We start from the raw sequence: 23,613 nt of genomic DNA on the forward strand, positions 1-23,613 counted from the left end.
AGGAATAACTGCTCATGCTGCAAAAAAAGATTTGCATGGTAGGTGCGTTTGCGACTGGTAAAACTAGTTTAGTGGGGAGGTTTGTTTATAGTATTTTTTCCGAAAAATATCAAACGACAGTTGGTGTCAAAATTGATAAAAAAACAATAAATATTCAAGGTAAAGATTTAAACCTTATCCTTTGGGATTTATATGGCGAAGACGAATTCCAGAAAGTGCGGATGTCCTACTTGCGTGGTTCTTCTGGTTATTTATTAGTAGTGGATGGAACCAGAAAAAACACTCTTGAAAAAGCTTTTAATTTACAAATTAAGGTAGAAGACACTATTGGTAAAGTACCCTTTATTCTTGTACTGAATAAATGGGATTTAACAGATGAATGGGAAATTGCTGATGTTGAAATAAACGAAGTGCTACAGAGGGGCTGGACTGTAATTAAAACTAGCGCTAAAACTGGTTTGGGTGTAGAAGAGATTTTCCAAACTCTTGCTCAAAAAATTTTGGAGGCATAGATGCCAAATTTTCCCAACTCCATCATAAACTATACGATGAATCTGATGGTAGAGACTCGCTCTCTTGCGTATCTTTTAGTGAACAAAGATGGCTGCCTATCGGCTTGGGGTGGTAAGCTAGCAGCATACGGAGTGCAGAACCTACAAAAAGATGAGAATGTAGGGCAGCAAGTTTTTTTTCTAGAAGGTCTTTTACCTCTGGATGACTTTCCCTTATTTCTACCTCGGATAAAAACCGAATACGGAATTTGTGCAGATGTGCATCTGTTCCCCTCAGAGGAGGGAGACTGGGTGTTACTTTTAGATGCAACTTTAGAAGAAATGCAGCTCTCACTTATTCAACAACAAACAAATAATTCTATCCTGATACAAGAAAAATTAGCGAGAATTTTAAATCCATAAATTTCAACCACTATTAATTGACTTCGACTTGTGAGAATCATGAGCGACTCTATCACAGCAGATCTTTTTGCTGCCTTAAATATTTTAGTATTAGAGCGACTAAACCTTGGTCGCTTTAAACTGACTGGAACTCCACCAGATTGGTTACAGCAGTTTTGTCATCGCCGAGTCAAATCTGGAATGGAGATACTCATACCTGAACAAGATTTTCCTTTTTTAGAAAATTTTTTGATTGATGCCGAAGAACTATGGAATAAAAATGACAAAAAACAACTAAAATCAGGTATATGGCATCAATTAGATTTATCTGGCAAAGAATATCATTTTGAAGCTACAGCAATTTGTGTTTCTAGTATAAATTTATTGTTAATTGAACTATTAAATGAAGAATATGAAGAAAAAAGAAACCTCATTCAAAAAGCTAGAGAAAATCAATTAAATTATCAATACATTGTTAAAGAAAATCAAAAAAAAGACATTTTGATTCATTGTATTATACACGATGTTGCCGGTCAACTAAGTGGGATAAATTGCTGCTTTTCACTTTTAGAATTTGAAAACTTAACACCACAAGGTAGAGAATATTTAGAAATCGGCAAAAAACAAACTATCCAGCAAGAAATGCTGATTCGGGAAATATTACATGCATTCTCTGCTGAGGTGAACTCTCTAGAATCTTTCACAAACAATGCAGATATAGCGCCAAATGCTTTAACTTCTGTACAGGAAGTAATCCAACTTTTATCTCCTACTTTTGCCCTCAACAAAATACAACTAAAGCTTGCTAACAATATTAATATGGCAGCAGACTGGAGAGTTGTTGGTGATAAATCACGTCTAGATAGAATAATTGCAAATCTAACAGAAAATGCCTTTCGCCACAGTCCATCCGACTCAACAGTTACAATTGGTTTACAACAAGATGGGGATTATATTCTCGTTACTGTAGATGATGAAGGTGTTGGTGTAGCGCCAGAACAAGCTAATAATTTATTTGAAAAGTTTTCTCAAGGTGGTAAATCGGGTAAAGCTGGACTTGGACTGTATTTTTGCCGGATTACAGTCGAACGTTGGGGTGGTAATATAGGCTATTTAAATCGTCCCCAAGGGGGTTCTCGATTTTGGTTCCGCCTGCCAAAACCGGAAGTGGGGAATAGGGAATAGGGAGTGGGAGAGTGGGCATTGGGCATAGTTAACAACCACTAACTACTAACCCTCCGGGTACTCTACCTTGAGCCGCCCTGGCGGGCGTCTACGCCAGTCGTACCCTGCACCGAAGCCCTACTCTGCGAGAAGCCGCCCTAACGGGCGTCTACGGGTACTCTACGAGAAGCCGAGTAAAGCGCGTCTACGCCAGTCCCCCAACCCTTACGGGAAGCCGCTGCGCGTCTACGTGACGGAGACCGCCTTCTGGGGGGCTGGTCTCACCGCGCTGCGCGCGTCTACATGGGGGGCTGCGGGGTCCCCGGAGACCCCCTTTGGAGCGCGCTGGCTCACCACTAACCACTAACAAACAACAACCAACCACCAACAACTAACTACTCCCTATCCCCTAACTTTTATTTAGTAGCCAATAAAGTGCAGCACGTCACGCAAAACGCTGTAACCAGCTAAATCCCAAAGCAAATAAGCAAGAAAACCAATCATTGCTAAACGACCGTTCCACAATTCAGCTTGAGGGTTGAAGCCAAAAATAAAGGCGTTGCGGTCAATGCCGTTGTAAGCTGGAGCAACTGGTGGTAAATCAGTAGAAGGACGAGTTTCTTTAGATTGCATAATTTTCCTCCAAAATTAAATTCAAGTATTTTTCTAGGGTTTAATCTTTAGTAACCAATGAAGTGCAGCACGTCGCGTAAAACGCTGTAACCAGCTAAATCCCAAAGCAAATAAGCAAGAAAACCAATCATTGCTAAACGCCCGTTCCAAAGTTCAGCTTGGGGAGTCCAGCCAAATAGAAAAGCATTGCGATCTTTGCCGTTGTATTCTGTAGCAATTGGTGGTAAATCGGTAGAAGGACGAGTTTCCATTTTGCCTCCAAAATCAATTCTGCTCAATACTTCTTTGTCTGCTGTTAGTTATTAGTTATTTAGTGATTCTTGAGTAGTTAATAACTAATAACTAATGATTAATTTCAAACTTTTTGTTACATAACTTTAATTTAGCTATCAATTACTACCCTGCCGTATTCCTATGGGTACAATATCCAGGCACTTCTAATGGACGATTCTCAAGGCTTTTTTTAGATGCCGGAATACACCTTTAGAGGGTGATAAAAAAAACTATTTCTAAACAAATGTTAATCTGAACGTTGTCCTAAGTAATTTTACTGAAAAACTCTCAAGAGTGTCAAGCTCGTGCATTAGTGAGAAAAACTTATATCCAATGCAGTATATGGGTATCACACCAGAGATGGATGCTATAAGTGCCCAAATTCCACGATTCTGAGCTAAAGAGTAGGTTATAAGGACTAGTACAAGAGTAAAAGCAGGTTAGCAACTTTTTATACTGACAATTAAAAATTATGAGGAAGGAAATAGAATGTTTCAGAGTACAGTAATAACGCTGGAACTTTACAAACCTTTATTCTGGATAGCACAGGTTACAGTAGACCCACCAGCAGGTATTTCACCAGCACAGGCATCAGTTGCTTTCTCCGGTCCACGCTTTTTTACTGCTTTAATCTCCGGTGTGATCCTGGCTTTTGCATTTCAATTGGTATTAACCAACCTCTCAGTTGCCGCAGGTATTTCTTATTTGGGGCGTCCATCTGATTCAGATCATGGGGAAGCCGGAACTTTAGGAGGGACGATTCGCAAAATCGGTACAGCAGTAGGAGTTTGGACTTTAGTCACGGTTACAATTGCCTTGGCGATCGCTAGTTTTTTGGCAGTAAAACTTAGCCTGGTGATTTTCAGCCCAGGACTGGGAGCAATTCTAGGCGCGGTGATTTGGGGTGCATACTTCTTGCTGCTAATGTGGGTAAGTTCCACCACAGTTGGTTCTTTAATTGGCAATGTTGTTAACACCGCAACCTCCAGCTTTCAGGCGCTCATGGGAACAGCCACTGCTGCGTTAGGTGCAAAGGCTGTGAATCAGCAAGTGGTGTCAACGGCTGAAGCCGCAGCCGCAGCAGTACGTCGGGAATTGGCCGGTGCGATTGACCCCGGTGGCGTCCGGGAAAAAGTTGAGGATTACCTAGAAATGCTGCGTCCTCCAGAGCTAGATATATCGAGGATTCGCAGTGATTTTGAAAAATTGTTGAGCGATCCGCAACTCAGAGATATCGCCACTAGTGGCGATATTCGTAACATTGACCGTCAGAAGTTTGTCGATTTAGTCAGCAGCCGTACCGACCTCTCGAAGCGAGATGTTAACCGTATTGCGGACACTTTATATAGTGTTTGGCAGCAGACAGTAGGTCAAGTAGGTCAGGTTCGTCCCCAAGATCGGATGGGTGAGTTGGTAGATTATGTTAAATCGCTCAAGCCAGGACAGACGAATACAGACGAACTGAACCGCAAGCTAGATCTGCTGATTGCAGAAATGCGTTCTGCCAAAGAAGCCGATCAAAGGGCAACTCAAGAAACTGCTCCCGGCCCGATTCAGCGAACACTACAACAAGGAATAACCGCTCTGACTGGTATTGTGTTAGGGCGAACCGATCTGTCAGATTTAGATGTAGAAAAAATCTTGGGTGCTCTGACTACAGCTAAAGATAAAGTCGGCGAACAAGCAGATAAATTAGGACTACCTATACCAAAGCAACCTTACAGTCCCATCCACGCTGATGTAGAAAATTACCTGCTCAACACCTATGCTTGGCAACTGAGTTCGGAAAAAATAGCTCAGGAATTTCGTGATGTGATCTACGATCCCGCAGCCGATCCGGGAATAGTGCGGCGGGAGTTAGAACGACTTTCTCGGAGCGATTTTGTTAATATTTTGCAACAGCGGGGTCTTTTGACCCAAGCGGAAATTCAGCGCATTGCTGACAACTTGGAAACTGTTCGCCAAGAAGTTTTGGTGACAGTCACCGCTGAGGAAGAAAAAGAGATAACACAAGACTTGCAACGCCGAGTTGAGAGTTATCTGCTCGTGACTCCAAAGTCAGAATTGACCCCAGAAGGTATAGAGCGAGATTTCAAAGCGTTGTTGTCAGATTCCGACGCGGATTATGAGACTTTATCTCGACGCTTGTCAATGTTTGACCGTCAAGGGATGCGGGAGATATTACTTTCACGCAATGATATTCAGCCAGAGGAAGCAGACACTATTCTAGACGAGTTGGAAAAACAGCGCGATCGCGTCTTAGTAGAATCCAAAGGACTGGCAGAGCAAGCAAAATATCAAGCGGAATCGCTATGGCTGAATTTAGAGTCATATCTACGTAATACTGGCAAAGAAGAACTAAATCCCAACGCGATTAGAGCCGAGTTAAAAAGACTTCTGGAAGACCCGCAAGCTGGAATGGGGGCGATTCGGGCACGGTTGTCTCGTTTTGACCGTGATACTTTAGTGAAATTGCTGAGTCAGCGGCAAGACTTAAGCGAAGAGCAAGTAAATCAAATTATCAATACGGTTGAGGAATCGTGGCATAGCGTTCGCCACGCACCGCAAGCAGCATTAGATAAAGCCAAGGAACAGTACGATTCTGTCACAACCATAATTGCAGATTATCTGCGGAACACTGGCAAAGAAGAACTCAATCCCGAAGGCATTCAGCGAGATTTAAATCGACTGTTCCAAAACCCGAAAGAGGGAGTTGTAGCACTGCGGCAGCGGTTATCGCACGTAGATCGAGATACTTTGGTAAAATTAGTGAGTCAACGTCGAGACCTGAGTGAAGAACAAGTCAACCAGGTAATCGATTCTGTCCAAAACTCAATTCGCGATATCGTACGTGCGCCGCGTCGCCTCGCTACTCGGACACAGCAAAGAGTGCAAACTTTCCAAACTTATTTGGAAGAGTATTTGCGGCGGAGTGGCAAGGATGAACTTAACCCAGAAGGTATCAAACGCGATTTGTCTCTGTTGTTACACGATCCGCGCGTGGGAATGGAAAGTTTAGGCGATCGCCTTTCCCACTTTGACCGCTCTACCATCATCACCTTGCTAAAACTGCGGGAAGACCTGAGCGATCAAGAAGCGGAACGAATTGCAGATACAATCATATCGGTACGCGATAATTTTGTGGAACAAATCCGGAGTATCCAGCGACGTATCCAAGACACAATTGACGCAATTTTTGCCCGCATTCGCAATTACCTCAACTCCTTAGAGCGTCCGGAACTGAACTATGATGGTATTAAACGGGATGTACGCAAATTGTTTGAAGATCCGCAAGCTGGGTTTGAAGCATTGCGCGATCGCCTATCTGCTTTCAATCGCGATACTTTAGTTGCCATCTTAAGTTCTCGCGAGGATATCTCCCAGGAAGATGCTAACCGCATCATCGACCAAATTGAACGAGCGCGTAACAGCGTTTTACACCGGGCTGAACGCATCCAACAAGAAGCACAGCGACGCTTGGAAGAAGTGAAGCACCAAGCCCAACGTCAAGCCGAAGAAACCCGCAAAGCAGCAGCATCAGCAGCTTGGTGGTTGTTTGCCACAGCGATCGTCTCTGGGATATTTTCGGCAGTAGCAGGAGCGATCGCAGCTGTTGTTGTATTGTAGGTTAATTCAGTTGTGAAAAGTTGTCTCCGCTAAGATAGTTTTGGCCTCTCGTAATGAGAGGCTTTTTTTGCTTGTTGTTTGTTGGTTGTTGGTGGTTGGTGAGCCAGCGCGGTCTTGGGGGTTCCCCCCATGAGCGACTGGCGAACCCGGAGGGTTGTTTCAATGAAGCGTAACTCTCCTGGTGTTTCCTGAGATTGGTAAGGGCGATGATGCAAACTAGCCAGAAAATATCCTTTCCTAACATGGGCTGCGGAACTTGGGCATGGGGCAACCGATTGCTCTGGGGATACGATGAAAGCATGGATGAGCAGTTGCAAGCCGTGTTTGACCTTTGTGTAAGCAACGGTGTGACTTTATTTGATACGGGTGATTCCTATGGAACAGGGAGATTAAACGGAAGAAGCGAACTACTGTTAGGACGATTTACCAGGGAATATCAAGGATCGGGTAAAGAAAATATTTGTATTGCTACTAAACTTGCTGCTTATCCTTGGAGATTAACACGCCAATCAATGATGCGGGCTTGTAGTTCGTCTGCTAAGCGCTTAGGAAAAAATGTAGATTTAGTACAAATGCACTGGTCTACAGCCAATTATGCTCCTTGGCAAGAAGGGGCGCTTTTAGATGGTCTAGCGGATCTTTACGAGCAAGGATTAGTTAAGGGAGTGGGCTTATCCAATTACGGGCCCAAGCGGCTGAAATGGGTGTATAAAAAGTTTAGCGATCGCGGTGTTCCCATTGCTACCCTACAAGTTCAATACTCTCTATTGTCTACCTATCCTGTCACCGAATTAGGTCTCAAAGATATTTGTGACGAACTGGGGATCAAACTGATTGCTTACAGTCCTTTGGCGTTAGGACTGTTGACAGGAAAATACTCCGAAAAAGGCCCTTTTCCAAAAGGTATTCGAGGTCTATTATTTAGGCAGCTATTACCAGGGATCAGCCCGCTTTTGGCTTGTTTGCGAGAGGTAGCCCAATCCAGAAACAAAACCATGTCACAGGTAGCAATCAACTGGTGCATATGTAAAGGAACTATTCCCATCCCTGGAGCAAAAACTCTAGAACAGGCGAGGGAGAATATAGGTGCTTTAGGTTGGCAATTGGATTCTAGTGAGATTGCAGAATTAGATCGAGCGGCTGCGAGTGTAGATAAAAAAATGGTACAAAATATTTTTCAAACTAAGTAAACTCTCTCATCTTCGCAGTATACGAAATAAATGGGCGATCGCACTTTAGTACCTCATGGCGAAAATAGGTATACCAATGGCACAGGCATTATTACTGCTTAATTCCCTTAAACCGTTCTTTTGCTGCCTTAAACGCATCTTGCATCACAGATTGAATTTGCTTGGGATCGGGTTTCTTTCCTCCCATTAAATCACCGAAGTAAACGCAGGCACCTTCACCCAGTGACCAAGTATAGGCAGCTGCCCAGGAAGCAGCAATGACACTGCCAAAGCCTGGTATAAATTTGATTAACTCCCGTCCAACTGCTCGTGCCAAAAAGCCACTAGCGATCGCACTTACCACACCTGCTGCTTGCGATGAGGTCAGTGTCTGTCCGTATAATTTTCCTAGCAGACCGACCATTGATACTTGTAAAGCTGTCAGTACAGGCATTGTAGCGAATGGCAGTGGCACTGCTGCGAGTGCAGCTGCTATGACGGCAAACGCCAAAATATAACGGCGTCCGACATCTCGGTAAAGATTACCAATTTTCTCGCCAGCTTCATCATCCAATAACTGATGGATTGTCCGGGCTTCCGCTTCGGGAAGTAAATCTGCCAGAGTATCCCTTAGCGCTTCCAAACCATAGAATACTGGTGTGTAGCCGTCTTCTTCTAGGGTAAAGTCGATGAGCACAGAGCGATCGCACAGTCCTGCAAAACTTTTCTCAAGAGCAGCGAATGCACGCTTGACCTCTTCATAATCTGGTGGATAGGCAGGGTGATCGATTGTACCAGGAGGATAAACTTCATGCAAGCAAGTCACCGCCAGCAAACAGGGAATTTCTGGATACTGCTGACGCAGCTGCTGAGCAATTTGTCGCAGTGCATCAGTCGCAAAATCATTAATTTTTACGGTCAAAATCAGGACTCTAGCACCGCGAGTTTCCTGTTGCAAGTCTCCAACCAGTTCTTGAATGATTGCTTGAGTATCCTGGTTAACGTCTCCTAGTCCGACCGTATCCGTAAAAATGAGCAACGGCAGATCGCTGGAAGGATAAGTATAGCGCTCTGTGTGTTGGGTGTGCGGACGATACCCCTGACCCACAATCTCCGCAGAAACTCCCGTCAGCCCCCGCACAATCGAACTTTTTCCGGCTTGGGGTTTACCAATCATTAGGGCTTCTGTGGTTGGCAATTTTGCCCGAACTTGCTCTAATATCTCTGCAACTTCAGCCTCGCTGACGCTAAACCACTTCACAACCGTTTTTGCTACTTGATCTACGGGTAGAAGTTGCATCAAGCTTGCTGTTGTCTTGTTCCAGGTATCAGCAATACGGTTTGTCCAGGAATTATCAACCGATTCATTTGTCATGTTGTCAGGGGGCAGCGCCGCGGGTGGGTTCCCCGACTTGTGGCTACTGCCATTCGGTTCACTGAACTGCTGAGAATCTGCTGACGGTAAGTCAGCATCACGTTGATCGGTCATTCCCCTCAAAACACCGAATAGGTTCTAACTCCATCCTATCTATCATTACTGGGCTTTGGGTTAACTATTGTAAGTTGACAAAGCTATCTATAAAAAGGATTGGGGATTGGGTAAAGGTTAAAGGGAAAAGGGTAAAGGAATTTATTAACCTTTTACCTTTCACGCCAGTCGCTACAACGGGGGGAACCCCGCAACGCGCTGGCTCCCCTTTTCCCCTTTCCCTCTTGTTTTTCCGATGCCCAATGCCCCAGTCCCCAGTAAAACGATCGTGGCGACCAGTTGAAATACTGATTATTTGGTTAATGCAATCGTATTTGTTAACTACCAAGATGCAGAGAAGACAAAAGAGCGATCGCACCTTCCCATTTATCATCCTCTAGATAGATGTGAACTGTTGAGACAACAGATAATGCTTAACCAAGGCAAACTTTGAAATCCTAATTCTTTCGTAAAGGTGATGGCATTCATCCATCATCTGTACTTGTGCCAAATTGATTTGGCGTCTCCTGTTGCATTTTAGGTTTTAGCCTAGCTTTCACAGGAGTAGGAAAGAAAACACTAGGCGTAGTTGATCGCTTAAAAGCGAATAAAAAACTACTCCAAGTCTTGACTAGGCTTGCCTGAAAATTTCACAATGAGGTTGAGCCGAGTTTTTTAAGTGGGTGTGATTCGCTCTGGAGAAACCTATTTTTTGGAAATATTCCAGCGTCTCGTCAATTGAGTCGTTGCGTTGTTCAAAACAATACGAGGAATATTTAAAGCATTCTATGAGGATAAATATGATCTGGGAACAAACAAATTTAGAAACTGACCAAAGGATATTTTATGCCTTCGGTTAGCTTCGCTGCTCAAATCTTGGGAGTGACTTCATGCATAAGATCCCAAAGAATATAAATATTTTGCGTTCAATAAATTTGTTCCATACAACCAGATTTTCACCATGAATAAAAAATGGGCAGTCAAGCGAATCACTGTAAACCTGGCATTAAATGAAGCCAACAAGCTTGAAAAATATTGCAATCAGACAGGGAGAGCAGCAACGGATGTGATTCGAGAACTTATTCGAGGATTGCCCATGAATAAGAGTGAATAGCATTAGGGCTTGGTTTTTCTTTTACACCAAATAGGCAATTTTTTCTCTACCGCATTTTGGAGTAAGGACATTACCATTGTCTCCGCAAACTGGCTCGCTCGTGCGTTTTACCATTCACACTTAACCAATCTTTTTGCCACTCAATGAAGTTACACACTGGTTGATAGAATAATTGATACTATCCCGCTAGATTTTGGCTACGCGTGATTAAGTGAAATTCCCTATTAATAGTGCTCTTGGACAGCTTTCACAAAAAAGTACTCCGCATCGAGGTTGTAGCTTGTAATTGAGCTACAACCCTGATAAATTCTTGTGCTTAAGGGTTAGTGTAAAAGGTTAAGGCATGGGGAAGTTTTGAATGAGTTCCCGAATCACATCTGTTGCTACTTTCCCTGTTTGGCTGCAATATTTTTCAAGTTGATCGGCTTCATCTGGTGTCAAGTCTAGGGTAACTCGCTTGAATGATGATTTTCTAGAAGGGGTTGCAATATTGAGATATCTATGCGATGCAGCCTCATTCATCTTTGTTTGTAATTGTTTCTAATTGTATCAAGTTCACTTATATTGCCAATCCACAAGCATTTTGACCAGGGAAAATCTTGATTTTGAGATTTAAGTTAAACTTAATAATGAATGTCAAACTCCCTTGTTTGCTGTGAAAGTGTGAATTATTGCTGAAAAATGGCTCATGGACAACTTGCTGTTTAGTTCATCTTTACCTTTGGTAGTTGAACTTGTTTGCAGGTGCAGGTTGAATAGGTTGCAATTAACATGTTATCTGCATACGGTCAAGACTGTTGAGTGATGAGTGATATGACTGACAGTGAGGTAATATTGAACGAGCAATTGCTTAAACAAAATTTACATTTACCTCTAAAGTCTCCTTTAACTTCCTGATGTTCTCTCAAAAAGTTTCAAGAAGTTTCAGAAAAATTGACTTTCAAGCAAAAAGAAACTTCATCACTTTATTTACTCTGGCGATCGCAGTTACCTGAGCAAAAGCTAATCATCTAATTGGATCTTTGTTGATGCTATTCCCTATTTTGACAATAGCGATGGCGTAAATGCCCGCTTGTGCGCCTTCCACTCTTTATAAAGTAGATTGCTTAAGAAATACATCCCAATTCATGAGATATTGGCTTTTTTAAATCAATTTCGGCAATACTGTCAAGCCTCCCAAGAGATATAAGTATCAAGCAGCTTGATCAAATGATGTCTTTATTGTGATAATATTCTCTCATTGTAGAAAATCTAGCGTTGTTAAATTTGTACATCTAGTTTGCCTCCTATAGAGGCTAAGTAGAAGGATATGAAAGTTAACACGGCTAGACAGTTCAGTTCACTCGAAAATTCATCTGATAGCAAGCCATTCACCTCTATATTGTCAATTTTGATAGTAGAGGCGGTGGTTAAGATGCTGGAAGAGATGGGAGTGCAAAACTACCATGCAAAATGACTCTTTAATTGATTCTGAATCGGCGTGTATTGAGCCTGGCGAAGTCTCAGCAGAGACTGCCAATCGTACTTGGATGCATCAACCCAATCCTCTAGAAAGCGACGATTCCTTCGTCCAAAAGATGATTGATGCAGACAGCGTGGCTAAAATCCAAAAGGTTTTAGATCGGGCAATAGTATCTGCTAGGTACGCAGTGAAGTCGGATCGCAGACCACCAGCCCTAACGCCTACACGTTGGGTATGGCGGCTTGCAGGTTTTTACCATCTGTGCCACTCCACTCCGCAACTTATGGAGGAAGCCTCCCAGCGCTTCGCTTCAGCAGGTCGCAAGAGTTTGGCAGAGTGGGCTACACAGAAAGGCAGAGAGGAAACCGGGCACGACCGACTCGCCCTGCTAGATATTCAGTCGATGGGATATAAAGCCGAAGCTGTTGTGGAAGCGCTGGTTCCTCCTGCTGCCAAGGCTTTGGTGGATTACTTCAGCCAAAGCGCGCACGACTCAGATCCTATCAATTGCGTAGGCTATTCCTATACGGCGGAACGCCTAGGGATATGCATAGGAGAGGGGTATATCCAGAGTGTGGAGGCGTTGCTACCACCACATATCAAAGCCACCCGCTGCCTGCGCGTGCACAGTGCTATCAGCAGCACCGAGGTAGGGCATGTAAAGGAGACGGTTGCAATGATTGCAGGGCTTACTCCTGAGGAGCGTGTCCGCGTAGCAAAAGCTTGTTATCAAGCCGCATTGTTGCGCTTCAGCCCACCCAAGGAAGCTTATATATCCGATCGGGAGATTCAGAATGTTTTGAAACCACTAGAGCTTGTAAACAACTAGGAGTGAAAACTGGTTATCAATTGCTCACGTAGCAATCCAACAGCCAGGATAACTCGTTTAAGACACTTTCAACAGTACAAATCAACGCATCTACAGGGAAAAGACAATGAAAACTACAACAGCTACAGCGATCGAGCAGCAAGCTACAGCGATCGAGCAACAGTCTTTGAGTACTTATGATTCTACTAGCAGCCGCAGCGAGAGCAGCTTAGAGACCTTGGATGACACGCAGTTTGAGTTGGAAACAATTATGTTCGAGGAATTCGCACAAGGATTGCCAAGCGACATTCCTATGGCTGATTTTTAGTTTCCGCACAAATCAACGCATCTACTAAGGAGAAGACAATGAAAACTACAACAGCTACAGCGATCGAGCAGCAAGCTACAGCGATCGAGCAACAGTCTTTGAGTACTTATGATTCTACTAGCAGCCGCAGTGAGAGCAGCTTAGAGACCTTGGATGACACGCAGTTTGAGTTGGAAACAATCATGTTTGAGGAATTCGCACAAGGATTGCCAAGCGACATTCCTATGGCTGATTTTTAGTTTCCGCACAAATCAACGCATCTACTAAGGAGAAGATAATGAAAACTACAACAGCTACAGCGATCGAGCAGCAAGCTACAGCGATCGAGCAACAGTCTTTGAGTACTTATGATTCTACTAGCAGCCGCAGTGAGAGCAGCTTAGAGACCTTGGATGACACGCAGTTTGAGTTGGAAACAATCATGTTTGAGGAATTCGCACAAGGATTGCCAAGCGATATTCCTATGGCTGATTTTTAGTTTGCGCCTATCTGTACAGTTTATATAGATAGAGCTTGAGTTAATAGTTGATATCCCAGACTGTCTAGCCCCTGTCAAGTAAGGGTCAACAGAAGCTCCGAAGCTGGTTAGACCTAACTACCGTAACAACTGGACAGTCAGGGATTGACACTTATCAAGCAGAGGAAATCTCCACTAGTTTGATATAACTAGATAACTGCTTGCAGAGGCTGTTTTTCATAAGCAATTGCCCCCAACGTTTTCAGCGTAGCAATCGTTGCAGCAGTCAAACCTGTAACCCCCCTGATATTCATTCCCTCATAGAATTTCTTAGCTTTCAAAGTTTTTAAGCACTGATTCGCACTAATATCCCAAAGTCGAATTGTATCATCAGCGCTGCTGCTAGCCAGAGTTTGATTATCTGGACTAAAGGCAACTGACCACACCCAAGCCGAATGCCCACGTAAAGTTCTTTTGCATGCACCTGTATCTACATCCCATAACTTAACTGTGTAATCAGGACTGCTACTAGCTAGGGTCTGACCGTCACGACTAAAGACAACTGCTTTGACGATACCATTTGTACAAACCTCGAAAGTTTTGAGACAAGCACCGGTGCTGACGCTCCACAATCGGATTGTTCCGTCATAACTAGCACTTGCCAGCAGTTCACCATCTGGACTAAAAGCAATTGACCAAACCCAATTTGTATGTCCCTCTAACGTTCCTTGACACTCACCAGTGCTGACATCCCACAACTTGACTGTCTGATCCCATGCACCACTCGCCAGCATCCTGCCTTGGGGACAAAAGGCAACTGATTGGATTGCAGCACGATGTCCCTGAAAAGTTTGCAAGGCTTGACCTGTGTTGACATCCCACAACCTCACCGTTTGATCTTCACTACCACTTGCCAGTTTTTGCCCATCTGGACTGAAAGCAATTGACTGGATGGCAGCACGATGTCCCTGGAAAATTTGCAAGGCTTGACCTGTGTTGACATCCCACAACCTCACTGTGCGATCGTCACTACCACTTGCCAGTTTTTGCCCATCTGGACTAAAGGCAACCGATCGAACCACAGCACGATGTCCTTGGAAACTTTGCAAGGTTTGACCCGTATTAACATCCCACAATCTCACCGTGCGATCGTGACTGCCACTTGCCAACGTCTGACCATCCGGACTGTAAGCAACTGACCAGACCTGGCTGGTATATCCACTGAGAGTTTTAAGACATTGAGCAGTGCTAACGTTCCATAGCCTCACTGTCTGGTCGTCACTGCCACTAGCGAGAAGATCCGCTTGCGGATTAAAGACGACAGAAAATACCCAACCGGAATGTCCCTGAAGAGTTTTAAGACATTGACCAGTGCTAACGCTCCATAGCCTCACTGTCTGATCGAGACTAGCACTAGCGATGAGATCGCCTTGAGGACAAATGTCAACTGACCAAACCGCCGCACGATGCCCCTGTAAAGTTTTGATGCATTCACCAGTGGCAACATCCCACAACTTCACTGTCTGATCATCACTGCAACTCACTAGTGTCCGATCATTAGAATTGATAGTGATTGACCGTATCCCATCATCATGCCCCTGTAGAATTTTGATGCATTCACCAGTATCAACATCCCACAACCTAATTGTGTTGTCATCGCTGCCACTTGCTAGCGTCCGTCCATCTCGACTAAAGGCAACTGATATTACCCAACTTGTGTGTCCCTGGAAAGTTTTTAAGCATTTTCCAGTTTGAATACTCCATAACTTCATTGTGTGGTCATTACTGCCACTTACTAATGTTTTACCATCGGGACTAAAGGCTACCGACCAAACCTCATTATCATGTTCTCGAAAGGTTTGCAGGCATTGACCTGTACCAACATCCCACAGTTTCACCGTACAGTCACTACTTCCGCTAGCAAGGATACTACCATCTGGACTAAAGGCTAGTGACGGAACCCAGTTACTATGTCCCTTACAGGTCAAAAGTTGTTTCCAATCCGTAACTTGTCGCAAGCGAATCTCACCATTGGTATCCCCCGTAGCCAAAAGTTTACCATCAGGGCTAAAAGCTACCGAGGAAATACCGCCGAAGGTTTCAGCAAAAACAGACTTAGCTAGATTAGCGTTTTGGAAATTGACATCGTGCAATTTCACATTCCGCAAGTCTGCTTGCCAAACAGTGAGATGAGAAAAATCATAGCCACTTAAATCTGTCTCTAGCTGACAAAGCAAATTAAGAATATTTCCACCCGTGTACCCTGGTTCTTGCGGGGATTCTTCTCGCAGCCTTGCTAAAATTTTGGTTAATTGGTTTTCAATGCCTCTTTTGCTTCTAAAAACAGTAAGTAGTCCATTTCTAACTGGTTTGAGGATGAGGCGAATTTGAGCCTCCTTTATGTAGTCTTTCGCTGTTGCCTTCATCAGAGCGTGGCATCTAAAAAGCTCGATATTCTCAGATGCAATCTCTTCACAGACTCGTTCTATCAATACCTGAGTCACATATTCCATGACTACAGGTTGTTGGGTGAAAGTAGCTGCGCTTTTCTCAACGAGCGATCGCCTCACTAGAGATTCCAAAGCCTCCACTAATTTTTGTGGTGGTATTGGTGATATAATGTCTTCCCGTAATGCTGATAGCGAAATTGGCTCACGATTGATCGCAAGCCAATACATTATTTCGGCTTCTAAATCTGATAAGCGCTCAAACTGCTGATCTAAGAGATCGCGAATGTCTCCAAAAACTGCTGGATTTTGTTGCAAAAATTCAGTCACGTTACCATCAAAGACATCTTCTATGGTTGTAGCAACTATTTTCAAAGCTAATGGATTACCCGCATAGAGTGTAATAATTGCTTCCCATTCTGCCTCTGTAGCAGATAGTCCTTTGACTTTAAAAATTTCCTGTCCTTCAGCTACCTTCAATCCACCTAATTGTAGGGAGCGAACAGGTAACGTTTGTCCTTTGAGTAATGCTATTTCTTTCGGTTTTTCTCTACTAGTCAGCAATAAGCAGCTTTGGTGAGTTGCTTCTCCTAGTTGTCTGAAAAGCTCACCATACCCCTCATAGCCTTCTCGATATTGTCCAGCTCGATTGCCACTGCGGAGAACTGACTCTACATTATCAAGTATCACCAGACAGCGGTAATTGCGTAGATAATGGAGTAGTCGCGCTATTCTATCACTTAAATTATCTGATAAATTTGTTTCTGTTTCCTGATCGTCGGATAAAACTTGGATCAGGTTAGCGAGAACAGCATTAGCTGGTGGTGCTTCTCGTAGCGATCGCCAAACCACATACTCAAAATCTTCCTGAATCTGTTGAGCAAGCTTTATAGACAAAGACGTTTTACCAATACCACCCATTCCTAATAGTGCCACCAATCGGCAGTGCTCATCGAGAATCCATTGCTCTAATGTGGTAATTTCTTCTTTACGTCCGTAAAAAACTGATGTACAAGTAGAATTACCCCAATATATGCGGCTATTTGAGCTTAAATAGTCATTATTATCTATTTTTAAACCAAAAACTGAAAATAGCTTTTCCAGAGTTTTTTTATCTACTCCTCCTTCGCGATTCAGTACTTTCGAGATTGTACTGGGGTATAATCCAGATAGTGTACTCATTTCTTCAAGAGTATAGCTATTGCCAAATTTTTGCTCTGTTTCTGCTCTACGCTTTGCCTCCTGAAGTTTTTGTAAACCCCTAGTAGTCAGTGCCACACCACGCTTACGTCTCCAATTCTGTACAACCATATATAAAAGATGCAGTTAATAACTGAATATAGATTTTGTTAACTTTTCAACCGAATAAAGACTTTACCTTTACTAGTTTATTTATATAAGCACAAAATATGCGCTTCTTGAAATTAGCACATGCATTTTAGGAATTGGCTTTATATTTTTTAATTCTGCTCCCTCTAATGCTTTAATTGCAGCTTAATTTTTCTTTTTATTCTTGTTTTTAGTAGCGGCAGATGTAGTTCTCTCATCTCGACAAAAAAATCTCTGGAAGGATTGTTCGCTATACTGCTCCCCCTATCGGTTAGCCAGGTGCGATCGCAAATCATCCTATAAACACCACAAGCAATATACCTCTTGCCAAAGTGACTTTTGCCAGAGTTGGTAAAGGGAAAAAGTTAGAGGTTAAAGGGTTTTTATAGCTATTTTCAATTCAGTGAAATACAAACCTCACAAGAACTGCCCCTCTCCCAACTTGGGAGAGGGGAAGGGGAAAGGGCACGAGAAGTTGGGGGGATCTTCGAGATAAGCCTTCTTTTGACCATTAACTTTGGTTATATTTACAAATGTAGTCACCGCGTAGTAGGTGGTTCTGCCTTGTGTCGTAAAGCTTTATGGCAGTGGGTATTTAGCCGCATCGAACCAAAGCGTCAACGTCCCAATTCGGAAATTGGAAAAAGTTTAGGTGAATACCTCGATGCCGAGAAAGCAGCAGGTAAACCAGTGCAATTAGTGCGATCGCGTGTATCAGCCAAAGCAGCCAAGTTACTGTTCAAAGAGCTAGTACGGATGGATGACGAGTAAATTTGCTAGAGTGAACACACCTGGATATTTCAGTCTAATCTCCGAAAAAGCCAGCACCAAGAGGCTATCCATGCTAACAAACACGCTACTTCTGTCTAAACAACTCCCAACACTGCAATACACCTCTACTACAGAACGATTCGATGAAACCTGGGAAGCTCCCTTGGCAACCCTCCTAGGACTTGGACGCGCCGCTGGTGCTGATTTCATCGAATTTTTCTTAGAGCGTGTCAACTACATCAGTTGCCTTGCAGAAGAAGATGCAATCACCAGCATCACACCCCGTCTTTCCACTGGTGCAGGAGTGAGAGTATTTAAAGGACATGGCGACTGCTACGTCAGCACTAATGACCTTTCTTTTTCAGGTTTGAAAGCCGCCTTAGAAAAAGGACTTTCTATCTTGGGCTTGCAGCTACCTGCTCCCAACGCCTTCATCCCAGAAATCAACCTGGAACTACTGAGAGACTACGCTACCAAAAGAGGTAAAGATGGTTGGTTATCTCTGTGTAGTTCCATTCGGGAAATGGGAGAAATCCTTCTTGATGGTACTGCCCAACTCCAACAAAAAGCCACACATATCCAATCCCGCCGCGCTACCTATTTCCGGGATTGGCAAGAAGTCCTAGTAGCAGCCAGTGATGGCACTTTTGCTCGTGATATTCGCCTCACCCAATCTGTAGGATTTAGCCTCCTGTGTGCTGACGGCGCTCATCGTGCTTCCATCGGTGAACGTGCCGGCAACACCAGCGATCCCAACTTCTTGAAAACCTGGGATTATCAAGAATCAGCCGAGCATATCTCCGAAACCGCAGGTAAAATGCTTTACGCTGATTACGTAGAATCAGGTACTTATCCCATCATCATGGCTAATCACTTTGGTGGGGTGATCTTCCATGAAGCTTGCGGACATCTATTAGAAACAACGCAAATTGAACGCAAAACCTCTCCCTTTGCCGATAAAAAAGGCGAAAAAATTGCCCACGAAAGCCTAACAGCTTGGGATGAAGGGCGTACCGAACAAGCCTTTGGCACAATTGACATGGACGATGAAGGTATGCCAGCCCAAAGAACGCTATTGATTGAAAAAGGCGTTCTCAAAAACTTCTTGGCAGATAGATCTGGTTCTTGGCGTACCGGACACCCCAGAACCGGTAGCGGACGCCGTCAGAATTTTACCTTTGCTGCTGCTAGCCGGATGCGTAATACTTACATTGCTCCTGGAGAATACACAACAGAAGATTTATTTGCCTCTGTTGACAAAGGCATTTACTGTAAAAAAATGGGTGGTGGTAGCGTTGGCGCTACAGGTCAATTTAACTTTGGTGTAGACGAAGCTTACCTAATTGAAAATGGCAAAATTACCAAGCCACTCAAGGGAGCTATCTTGATTGGTGAAGCTAAGGAAATTATGAATAAAATTTCCATGTGTTCCCAAGATTTGTCTTTAGCCCCAGGTTTTTGTGGCTCGATTAGTGGCAGTATTTACACCACAGTAGGACAGCCTCACATCAAGGTTGATTCGATTACCGTTGGTGGACGCTAAGAATTTTTGGTGTCTTGGTGTCTTGGTGGTTAATAAAATACCAGATAAACCACAAAGACACAAAGACACAAAGAAGAAAATAGAGTTTCTGCGCTGCAAAATTTCAATTGCAAAGTTGAGTATGGCAAATATTAACGAGATTGCAACTTATGCCAAGGAAAGTGCACAAAAGCTTGGCATCACAAAATTCGACATCTATGGCTCTACAGTAGACCAAACTAGCGTACAAGTAGATCAAGGTGAGCCTAAGCAAGTGAAAGCTTCAAATCTTTCTGGTGTCACCGTGCGCGTTTGGAATGAAGAAAAGACAATGGGTGTCACTAGTACAACAGATGTAGACCCCAAAGGATTGGAATTAGCTTTAAAAACAGCCTATGAAGCTAGTTTTTTTGGTGTAAAAGAGAATGTTCCAGATTTTAGTCCCGAAGCTACTGTTCCTATCCCCAATAAATCTTCTGAGAAATCTCCTCAAGCACAAGTTTCTCAGCTCATAGAAAGCTTGCTAGCGGCTGAAAAAGAAGTCTTGGCAGCCCATCCGGCTATTCAGGGAGTGCCTTATAATAATCTGGCACAAAGAGATGTTGACAGATTCTATCTCAATAGCGATGGTGCGATGAGAACTGAGTCTCGTTCTGTGGCATCGATTTATCTTTACAGCAAAACAGAGGAAAACGGAAAAAAACCACGTAGTGCTGGTGCTTTTAGAATTAGCCGCAGTTTTGATTCGCTAGATGTCAACGGTTGTATTCAAGAAACAACAGAGAAAACTATCAGCCATTTGAACTATGAAAAAGTCAAGTCTGGTAAATATACTGTTGTTTTTTCACCGGATGCTTTCTTAAGTCTTTTGGGTGCTTTTTCTAATTTGTTTAATGCTCAGAATATTTTAGATAAACAAAGCCTGTCTACTCCTGATGATTTAGGAAAACAAATTGCTTCTCCTCTGCTTTGCGTGTGTGATGATGAATTGCATCCTGCTAATGTTGCTGCCGAAACTTTCGATGGTGAGGGAACTCCGACACGCCGAATTTCGTTGATTGAAAGTGGTGTTTTAAAAGGCTTTCTCCACAGTGCAGGCACTGCCAAAAGAATGAATGCCCAACCCACTGGTAATGCTAATATTGGTGCAAAAGTTACTGTTAGTCCCAACTTTTATCACGTCTCTGCTAGCGCACCAGCTGAACAAGAGTTGAGCTTGGAAACTGCCGAAAATGTGATTTTCATTGATGATTTACAAGCTCTCCATGCAGGAGTAAAGTCTTTGCAAGGTTCGTTTTCTCTGCCGTTTGATGGTTGGATTGTCAACAAAGGCGTCAAGACAAGTATTGAATCAGCAACTGTAGCTGGTGATTTTCTACAACTGTTGAAGTCAATTATTTTTGTAGAGAAAGAGGAAGAGTTGACTCCCGCAGGAGTTTGTCCAAGTGTCTGGGTTGATGGACTATCGATTACAGGGGAATAAAAGTTAGAAATTATGAATGAGCAAACTTTTGAGAATTTATAATTTCTAATTTATAGAAGGAAGGGTTTTTCTTCCTTCTTCAATTTTATGTAAAAGAGTAGCAATTTAAAATGCACCAGGGGCGCAGAGTCTCGGTGCAAAATTTTCATGTGCAGATTGAGCAGTAATTGCAACTATATATTTGTAAGTTAAGGTAGTTGTAGTTTTGATTGTACAGCACTTAAACTTATGAAAAAAATAATTATACCTGATGCTCTTAGAAGTCGTGTATTGCCACCCACAATCGGCTTAGGGTTAACTTCACTATTGTTATTTACCTTCTTTTTAGTTGATATATTTCGAGCTAGAGTTATAGATATTGATTACACAATGAAAATATTGAAAGAAAAACATCAAAAAGAAAACAAGAATTTTGGGATTTCTAAAGTAGTTTTTCAAAAAGGTTTTAATGATAAAGGGCCTGATTTGAGATGCATAACTTGGTCTTCAAAGCTTTTATATAGTGGCTGGAACAACGATAAAAAAGACCGTGATTTTTTTATTGACTACTATGTACCTTCTGGCAAAAAAGCTATTATTTGTGCAACACCTGCATTAGCCGCTTCGCTATCTGCACATCCTAAGAAAAGATTTTTATATGAAGTATCAAAGACTGAGTTAGATGATGGATTATATGTTCGAGTTGTTGTCGGAGTTTCAGAGGTAAGAGAGACTTGTAAATTAGTGACAGGCAGTGTAGATTGTGCGAACTCAATATTAGGACGACAAGCAATAGTGAAATATGAACCATAGGAAAGAGTGGGGAGATGGGGAGATGGGGAGATGGGGGGAGTAGGGAAATAAATACTAACCACTAACCACCAACCACTAATTACTAACTACTAACTACTCTCTTGATTATGTCGCTTTGGTAAGGAAACTATGACTTTGGTTCCTAGTCCAATTTGACTTTCTAAAGCGATACTACCTCTATGTAACTCTACGCAAGCTTTCGCGATCGCCAACCCTAAACCTGTTCCAGAGATTGTGTCAACGTTACTTCCACGACTGAAGGGTTGAAACAAGTTTTCTTGGTCTTCTATTGGTATACCTATTCCCCAATCTTGAACGTAAAATATAATCTGCGATTCTTTCCCAATCAGGTGAAACTCTACCTTGCCTCCATTCGGAGAGTATTTAATCGCATTCGACATTAAGTTAGTAAAAATTAGTCGCAAAAGTCCCCGATCGCCCCAAAAACCCTTGTAATTACCAGTACAGTTAAAAATTAATTCATGGCGATCGCTTGCTATTTCTTGCTGTTCTTCTATCAAAGCAGAGAAAAAAGGCAGCAAATCGAGCAGAATTGGCTTAAATTTGGCTTTATCTAATTCAAATTGATTCACGACTAGCATATCATCCATCAATTTGGACATATGTCGTGCTTTCTGCTCAATGATTTGCAGAAACTTCTGTTTTTTACACTCCTCTAGTAGTTCACCATGTTGCTTGAGGGTGGACGCAGCAGCGAGGATAGAAGCTAACGGCGTTCGATACTCGTGGGAAATAGTAGCGACGATTTGCGATTTAAATGTGTTGAGTTGCTTTTCTTTTTGTAGCGCCGCTTGAGTCTGTGCTAGCAATTCCGCTTGTTGAATGGCGATCGCTAGTTGCACTGACACTTCATGAAGTATTTCTAGTTCATCAGATTGCCACTCTCGCTTTAGAGAAAATTCATCAGCAATCAAAAAACCCCAAGGCTTTGATGTTGATTCTCCATTGTTACTTAAAGTTATGGGAACTATGAGATTTGTTTCACTGTAAAATGCCTCTAGCGAATTGAAGCAGCGATCGCTTAACTCAGCTTCATATACCTTGGCTGTTACTGGCGGAAAAATCAGAGAATTGCTTTTCTGCTTGTGCCAAGTACTTGTTTGTAACCACCCAGAATGAGATAAAAAACCACCAGTTATTAACTGATCTGGTCGTGCAATTCCGGAGTTGGTATTATATGTTGTCTCTAAGCACTCACCGGAGCAAGCAACAGTCTTAACACCAATTTCTGGAAACAATTGACATACCATGACGCGATCGCACTTGAGAAGTTGCTGCACTTCCACCACAGCCGTATGCAAAATTTGCTCCAAATCGAGAGACTGACGAATTCGCAGCAGCATAGCGGCAATCAGGCGTTGTCGTTCTTGAGTTTTGTTTAGCTGTGTTTGCAGCCAAGATTGCTTGATCGCGTTGCGAACTGCCAATTGCAATACATCCGGTTTCACATGTTGCTTAACCAAATAATCCTGAACACCCCTTTTCATTGCTTGCACGGCAACCTCTTCATCGCCGCGTCCTGTCAGCATAATCACGGGTATGGATATCTCTAATTTTTGCCGCCTCAACCGATCGAGAAAGTCTAGTCCGCTCATATCAGGCAAGCAAAAATCTAGCAGAATGACATCGCAGCGTGTTTCTTGGCACAAGCTAAGCGCATCCCCTGCCGAGTCTGCCTCCAAAATTTGGTAAGACTGGTGAGGATCTTTTTGAAGAAATCTACGATAGATTTTCCGATCTGCTGCACAGTCATCAATGATGAGTAGCGTCGAGGCATACGGCATAGGAATATGAGGCAGAGGTACAAAACTCTTTACTCAACATTGCCATATATTGCGAAATTATAAAAAAA

General features: G+C 43.0%; 19 protein-coding genes and 1 pseudogene. 14 read left to right on the forward strand and 6 right to left on the reverse strand.

All coding sequences use genetic code 11. The features are described from left to right. Positions 1–14 precede the first annotated feature (14 nt). From FIS9605_RS0117135 to FIS9605_RS0117145, 3 genes are read left to right on the forward strand one after another with little or no spacing between them, the layout of a single operon-like run. Positions 15–512: a Rab family GTPase gene (locus FIS9605_RS0117135; RefSeq protein WP_026733700.1), complete on the forward strand. Its 498-nt coding sequence runs from the start codon at positions 15–17 to the stop codon at positions 510–512. Further along, on the forward strand, positions 513–914 hold the full coding sequence (locus FIS9605_RS0117140; RefSeq protein WP_026733701.1) for a hypothetical protein: 402 nt from the start codon (positions 513–515) through the stop codon (positions 912–914). It begins immediately after the preceding gene. Positions 915–953: 39 nt separating this feature from the next. Continuing rightward, on the forward strand, positions 954–2,078 hold the full coding sequence (locus FIS9605_RS0117145) for a sensor histidine kinase (RefSeq protein ID WP_026733702.1): 1,125 nt from the start codon (positions 954–956) through the stop codon (positions 2,076–2,078). 399 nt (positions 2,079–2,477) lie between these two features. Here the strand turns inward: FIS9605_RS0117145 and FIS9605_RS0117150 are convergent, their stop codons facing one another. Further along, positions 2,478–2,690: a chlorophyll a/b-binding protein gene (locus FIS9605_RS0117150; protein WP_026733703.1), complete on the reverse strand. Its 213-nt coding sequence runs from the start codon at positions 2,688–2,690 to the stop codon at positions 2,478–2,480. A 47-nt stretch (positions 2,691–2,737) separates the two neighbouring features. Next, complete coding sequence (locus tag FIS9605_RS0117155; protein WP_026733704.1) at positions 2,738–2,941, reverse strand: chlorophyll a/b-binding protein; 204 nt, start codon at positions 2,939–2,941, stop codon at positions 2,738–2,740. 511 nt (positions 2,942–3,452) lie between these two features. Here FIS9605_RS0117155 and FIS9605_RS0117160 point away from each other — a divergent pair. Next, entirely contained in the window at positions 3,453–6,590 is a 3,138-nt protein-coding gene (locus FIS9605_RS0117160; RefSeq protein ID WP_026733705.1) for a hypothetical protein, read from the forward strand. Positions 6,591–6,799: 209 nt separating this feature from the next. Continuing rightward, positions 6,800–7,780 carry an aldo/keto reductase gene (locus tag FIS9605_RS0117170; protein WP_026733707.1) on the forward strand — a complete coding sequence of 327 codons (981 nt, stop codon included), beginning with the start codon at positions 6,800–6,802 and terminating at the stop codon, positions 7,778–7,780. Positions 7,781–7,871: 91 nt separating this feature from the next. Here FIS9605_RS0117170 and FIS9605_RS0117175 read toward each other — a convergent pair whose 3' ends face one another. Beyond that, entirely contained in the window at positions 7,872–9,248 is a 1,377-nt protein-coding gene (locus FIS9605_RS0117175; protein WP_026733708.1) for a GTPase family protein, read from the reverse strand. Positions 9,249–10,188: 940 nt separating this feature from the next. Here FIS9605_RS0117175 and FIS9605_RS37300 point away from each other — a divergent pair. Beyond that, on the forward strand, positions 10,189–10,341 hold the full coding sequence (locus tag FIS9605_RS37300; RefSeq protein ID WP_035139916.1) for a hypothetical protein: 153 nt from the start codon (positions 10,189–10,191) through the stop codon (positions 10,339–10,341). 336 nt (positions 10,342–10,677) lie between these two features. On the opposite strand, the gene FIS9605_RS0117185 is transcribed toward FIS9605_RS37300, so the two are convergent. Then, a complete protein-coding gene (locus FIS9605_RS0117185; protein ID WP_026733709.1) occupies positions 10,678–10,863 on the reverse strand; it encodes a CopG family transcriptional regulator in 186 nt (61 codons plus the stop codon). Positions 10,864–11,786: 923 nt separating this feature from the next. On the opposite strand from FIS9605_RS0117185, the gene FIS9605_RS0117195 reads away from it, so the two are divergent. The 4 genes from FIS9605_RS0117195 (at position 11,787) to FIS9605_RS0117210 (ending at position 13,417) form a co-directional block, all read left to right on the forward strand. Further along, positions 11,787–12,632, forward strand: a complete 846-nt coding sequence (locus FIS9605_RS0117195; RefSeq protein ID WP_026733710.1) for a hypothetical protein — start codon at positions 11,787–11,789, stop codon at positions 12,630–12,632. A 106-nt stretch (positions 12,633–12,738) separates the two neighbouring features. Next, the gene (locus FIS9605_RS0117200) at positions 12,739–12,939 is read left to right on the forward strand and encodes a hypothetical protein (protein ID WP_026733711.1); all 201 of its coding nucleotides are present in this window, start codon (positions 12,739–12,741) and stop codon (positions 12,937–12,939) included. 38 nt (positions 12,940–12,977) lie between these two features. Beyond that, positions 12,978–13,178, forward strand: a complete 201-nt coding sequence (locus FIS9605_RS0117205; RefSeq protein WP_026733711.1) for a hypothetical protein — start codon at positions 12,978–12,980, stop codon at positions 13,176–13,178. 38 nt (positions 13,179–13,216) lie between these two features. Then, positions 13,217–13,417: a hypothetical protein gene (locus FIS9605_RS0117210; RefSeq protein WP_026733711.1), complete on the forward strand. Its 201-nt coding sequence runs from the start codon at positions 13,217–13,219 to the stop codon at positions 13,415–13,417. Positions 13,418–13,605: 188 nt separating this feature from the next. Here the strand turns inward: FIS9605_RS0117210 and FIS9605_RS0117215 are convergent, their stop codons facing one another. Beyond that, positions 13,606–17,154 (reverse strand): NB-ARC domain-containing protein, encoded by a 3,549-nt coding sequence (locus FIS9605_RS0117215; RefSeq protein ID WP_026733712.1) that lies wholly within the window; start codon positions 17,152–17,154, stop codon positions 13,606–13,608. Positions 17,155–17,715: 561 nt separating this feature from the next. On the opposite strand from FIS9605_RS0117215, the pseudogene FIS9605_RS0117220 reads away from it, so the two are divergent. From FIS9605_RS0117220 to FIS9605_RS0117235, 4 genes and pseudogenes are all read left to right on the forward strand, one after another. After that, positions 17,716–17,943 (forward strand): annotated as a pseudogene (locus tag FIS9605_RS0117220) (IS110 family transposase); the annotation flags it as partial. 70 nt (positions 17,944–18,013) lie between these two features. After that, complete coding sequence (locus FIS9605_RS0117225; RefSeq protein WP_026733714.1) at positions 18,014–19,486, forward strand: TldD/PmbA family protein; 1,473 nt, start codon at positions 18,014–18,016, stop codon at positions 19,484–19,486. Positions 19,487–19,607: 121 nt separating this feature from the next. After that, positions 19,608–20,948: a TldD/PmbA family protein gene (locus FIS9605_RS0117230; RefSeq protein ID WP_026733715.1), complete on the forward strand. Its 1,341-nt coding sequence runs from the start codon at positions 19,608–19,610 to the stop codon at positions 20,946–20,948. A gap of 228 nt (positions 20,949–21,176) precedes the next feature. Further along, positions 21,177–21,740, forward strand: coding sequence for a hypothetical protein (locus tag FIS9605_RS0117235; RefSeq protein WP_026733716.1), 564 nt, complete (start codon positions 21,177–21,179; stop codon positions 21,738–21,740). 89 nt (positions 21,741–21,829) lie between these two features. On the opposite strand, the gene FIS9605_RS0117240 is transcribed toward FIS9605_RS0117235, so the two are convergent. Next, positions 21,830–23,545, reverse strand: coding sequence for a hybrid sensor histidine kinase/response regulator (locus tag FIS9605_RS0117240; protein ID WP_026733717.1), 1,716 nt, complete (start codon positions 23,543–23,545; stop codon positions 21,830–21,832). Between the last annotated feature and the right edge of the window lie 68 nt (positions 23,546–23,613).

This window comes from Fischerella sp. PCC 9605, assembly GCF_000517105.1.
Taxonomy (GTDB): Bacteria; Cyanobacteriota; Cyanobacteriia; order Cyanobacteriales; family Nostocaceae; genus PCC9605.

Bases quoted from the DNA above. Each gene is read 5' to 3' on its own strand.
- FIS9605_RS0117215 (WP_026733712.1), bottom strand. From the start codon at position 17,154: ATGGTTGTACAGAATTGGAGACGTAAGCGTGGTGTGGCACTGACTACT.
- FIS9605_RS0117145 (WP_026733702.1), top strand. From the start codon at position 954: ATGAGCGACTCTATCACAGCAGATCTTTTTGCTGCCTTAAATATTTTA.
- FIS9605_RS0117240 (WP_026733717.1), bottom strand. From the start codon at position 23,545: ATGCCGTATGCCTCGACGCTACTCATCATTGATGACTGTGCAGCAGAT.
- FIS9605_RS0117185 (WP_026733709.1), bottom strand. From the start codon at position 10,863: ATGAATGAGGCTGCATCGCATAGATATCTCAATATTGCAACCCCTTCT.
- FIS9605_RS0117160 (WP_026733705.1), top strand. From the start codon at position 3,453: ATGTTTCAGAGTACAGTAATAACGCTGGAACTTTACAAACCTTTATTC.
- FIS9605_RS0117205 (WP_026733711.1), top strand. From the start codon at position 12,978: ATGAAAACTACAACAGCTACAGCGATCGAGCAGCAAGCTACAGCGATC.
- FIS9605_RS0117225 (WP_026733714.1), top strand. From the start codon at position 18,014: ATGCTAACAAACACGCTACTTCTGTCTAAACAACTCCCAACACTGCAA.
- FIS9605_RS0117135 (WP_026733700.1), top strand. From the start codon at position 15: ATGCTGCAAAAAAAGATTTGCATGGTAGGTGCGTTTGCGACTGGTAAA.
- FIS9605_RS0117235 (WP_026733716.1), top strand. From the start codon at position 21,177: ATGAAAAAAATAATTATACCTGATGCTCTTAGAAGTCGTGTATTGCCA.
- FIS9605_RS0117155 (WP_026733704.1), bottom strand. From the start codon at position 2,941: ATGGAAACTCGTCCTTCTACCGATTTACCACCAATTGCTACAGAATAC.
- FIS9605_RS0117230 (WP_026733715.1), top strand. From the start codon at position 19,608: ATGGCAAATATTAACGAGATTGCAACTTATGCCAAGGAAAGTGCACAA.
- FIS9605_RS0117210 (WP_026733711.1), top strand. From the start codon at position 13,217: ATGAAAACTACAACAGCTACAGCGATCGAGCAGCAAGCTACAGCGATC.
- FIS9605_RS37300 (WP_035139916.1), top strand. From the start codon at position 10,189: ATGAATAAAAAATGGGCAGTCAAGCGAATCACTGTAAACCTGGCATTA.
- FIS9605_RS0117195 (WP_026733710.1), top strand. From the start codon at position 11,787: ATGCAAAATGACTCTTTAATTGATTCTGAATCGGCGTGTATTGAGCCT.
- FIS9605_RS0117175 (WP_026733708.1), bottom strand. From the start codon at position 9,248: ATGACCGATCAACGTGATGCTGACTTACCGTCAGCAGATTCTCAGCAG.
- FIS9605_RS0117170 (WP_026733707.1), top strand. From the start codon at position 6,800: ATGCAAACTAGCCAGAAAATATCCTTTCCTAACATGGGCTGCGGAACT.
- FIS9605_RS0117150 (WP_026733703.1), bottom strand. From the start codon at position 2,690: ATGCAATCTAAAGAAACTCGTCCTTCTACTGATTTACCACCAGTTGCT.
- FIS9605_RS0117140 (WP_026733701.1), top strand. From the start codon at position 513: ATGCCAAATTTTCCCAACTCCATCATAAACTATACGATGAATCTGATG.
- FIS9605_RS0117200 (WP_026733711.1), top strand. From the start codon at position 12,739: ATGAAAACTACAACAGCTACAGCGATCGAGCAGCAAGCTACAGCGATC.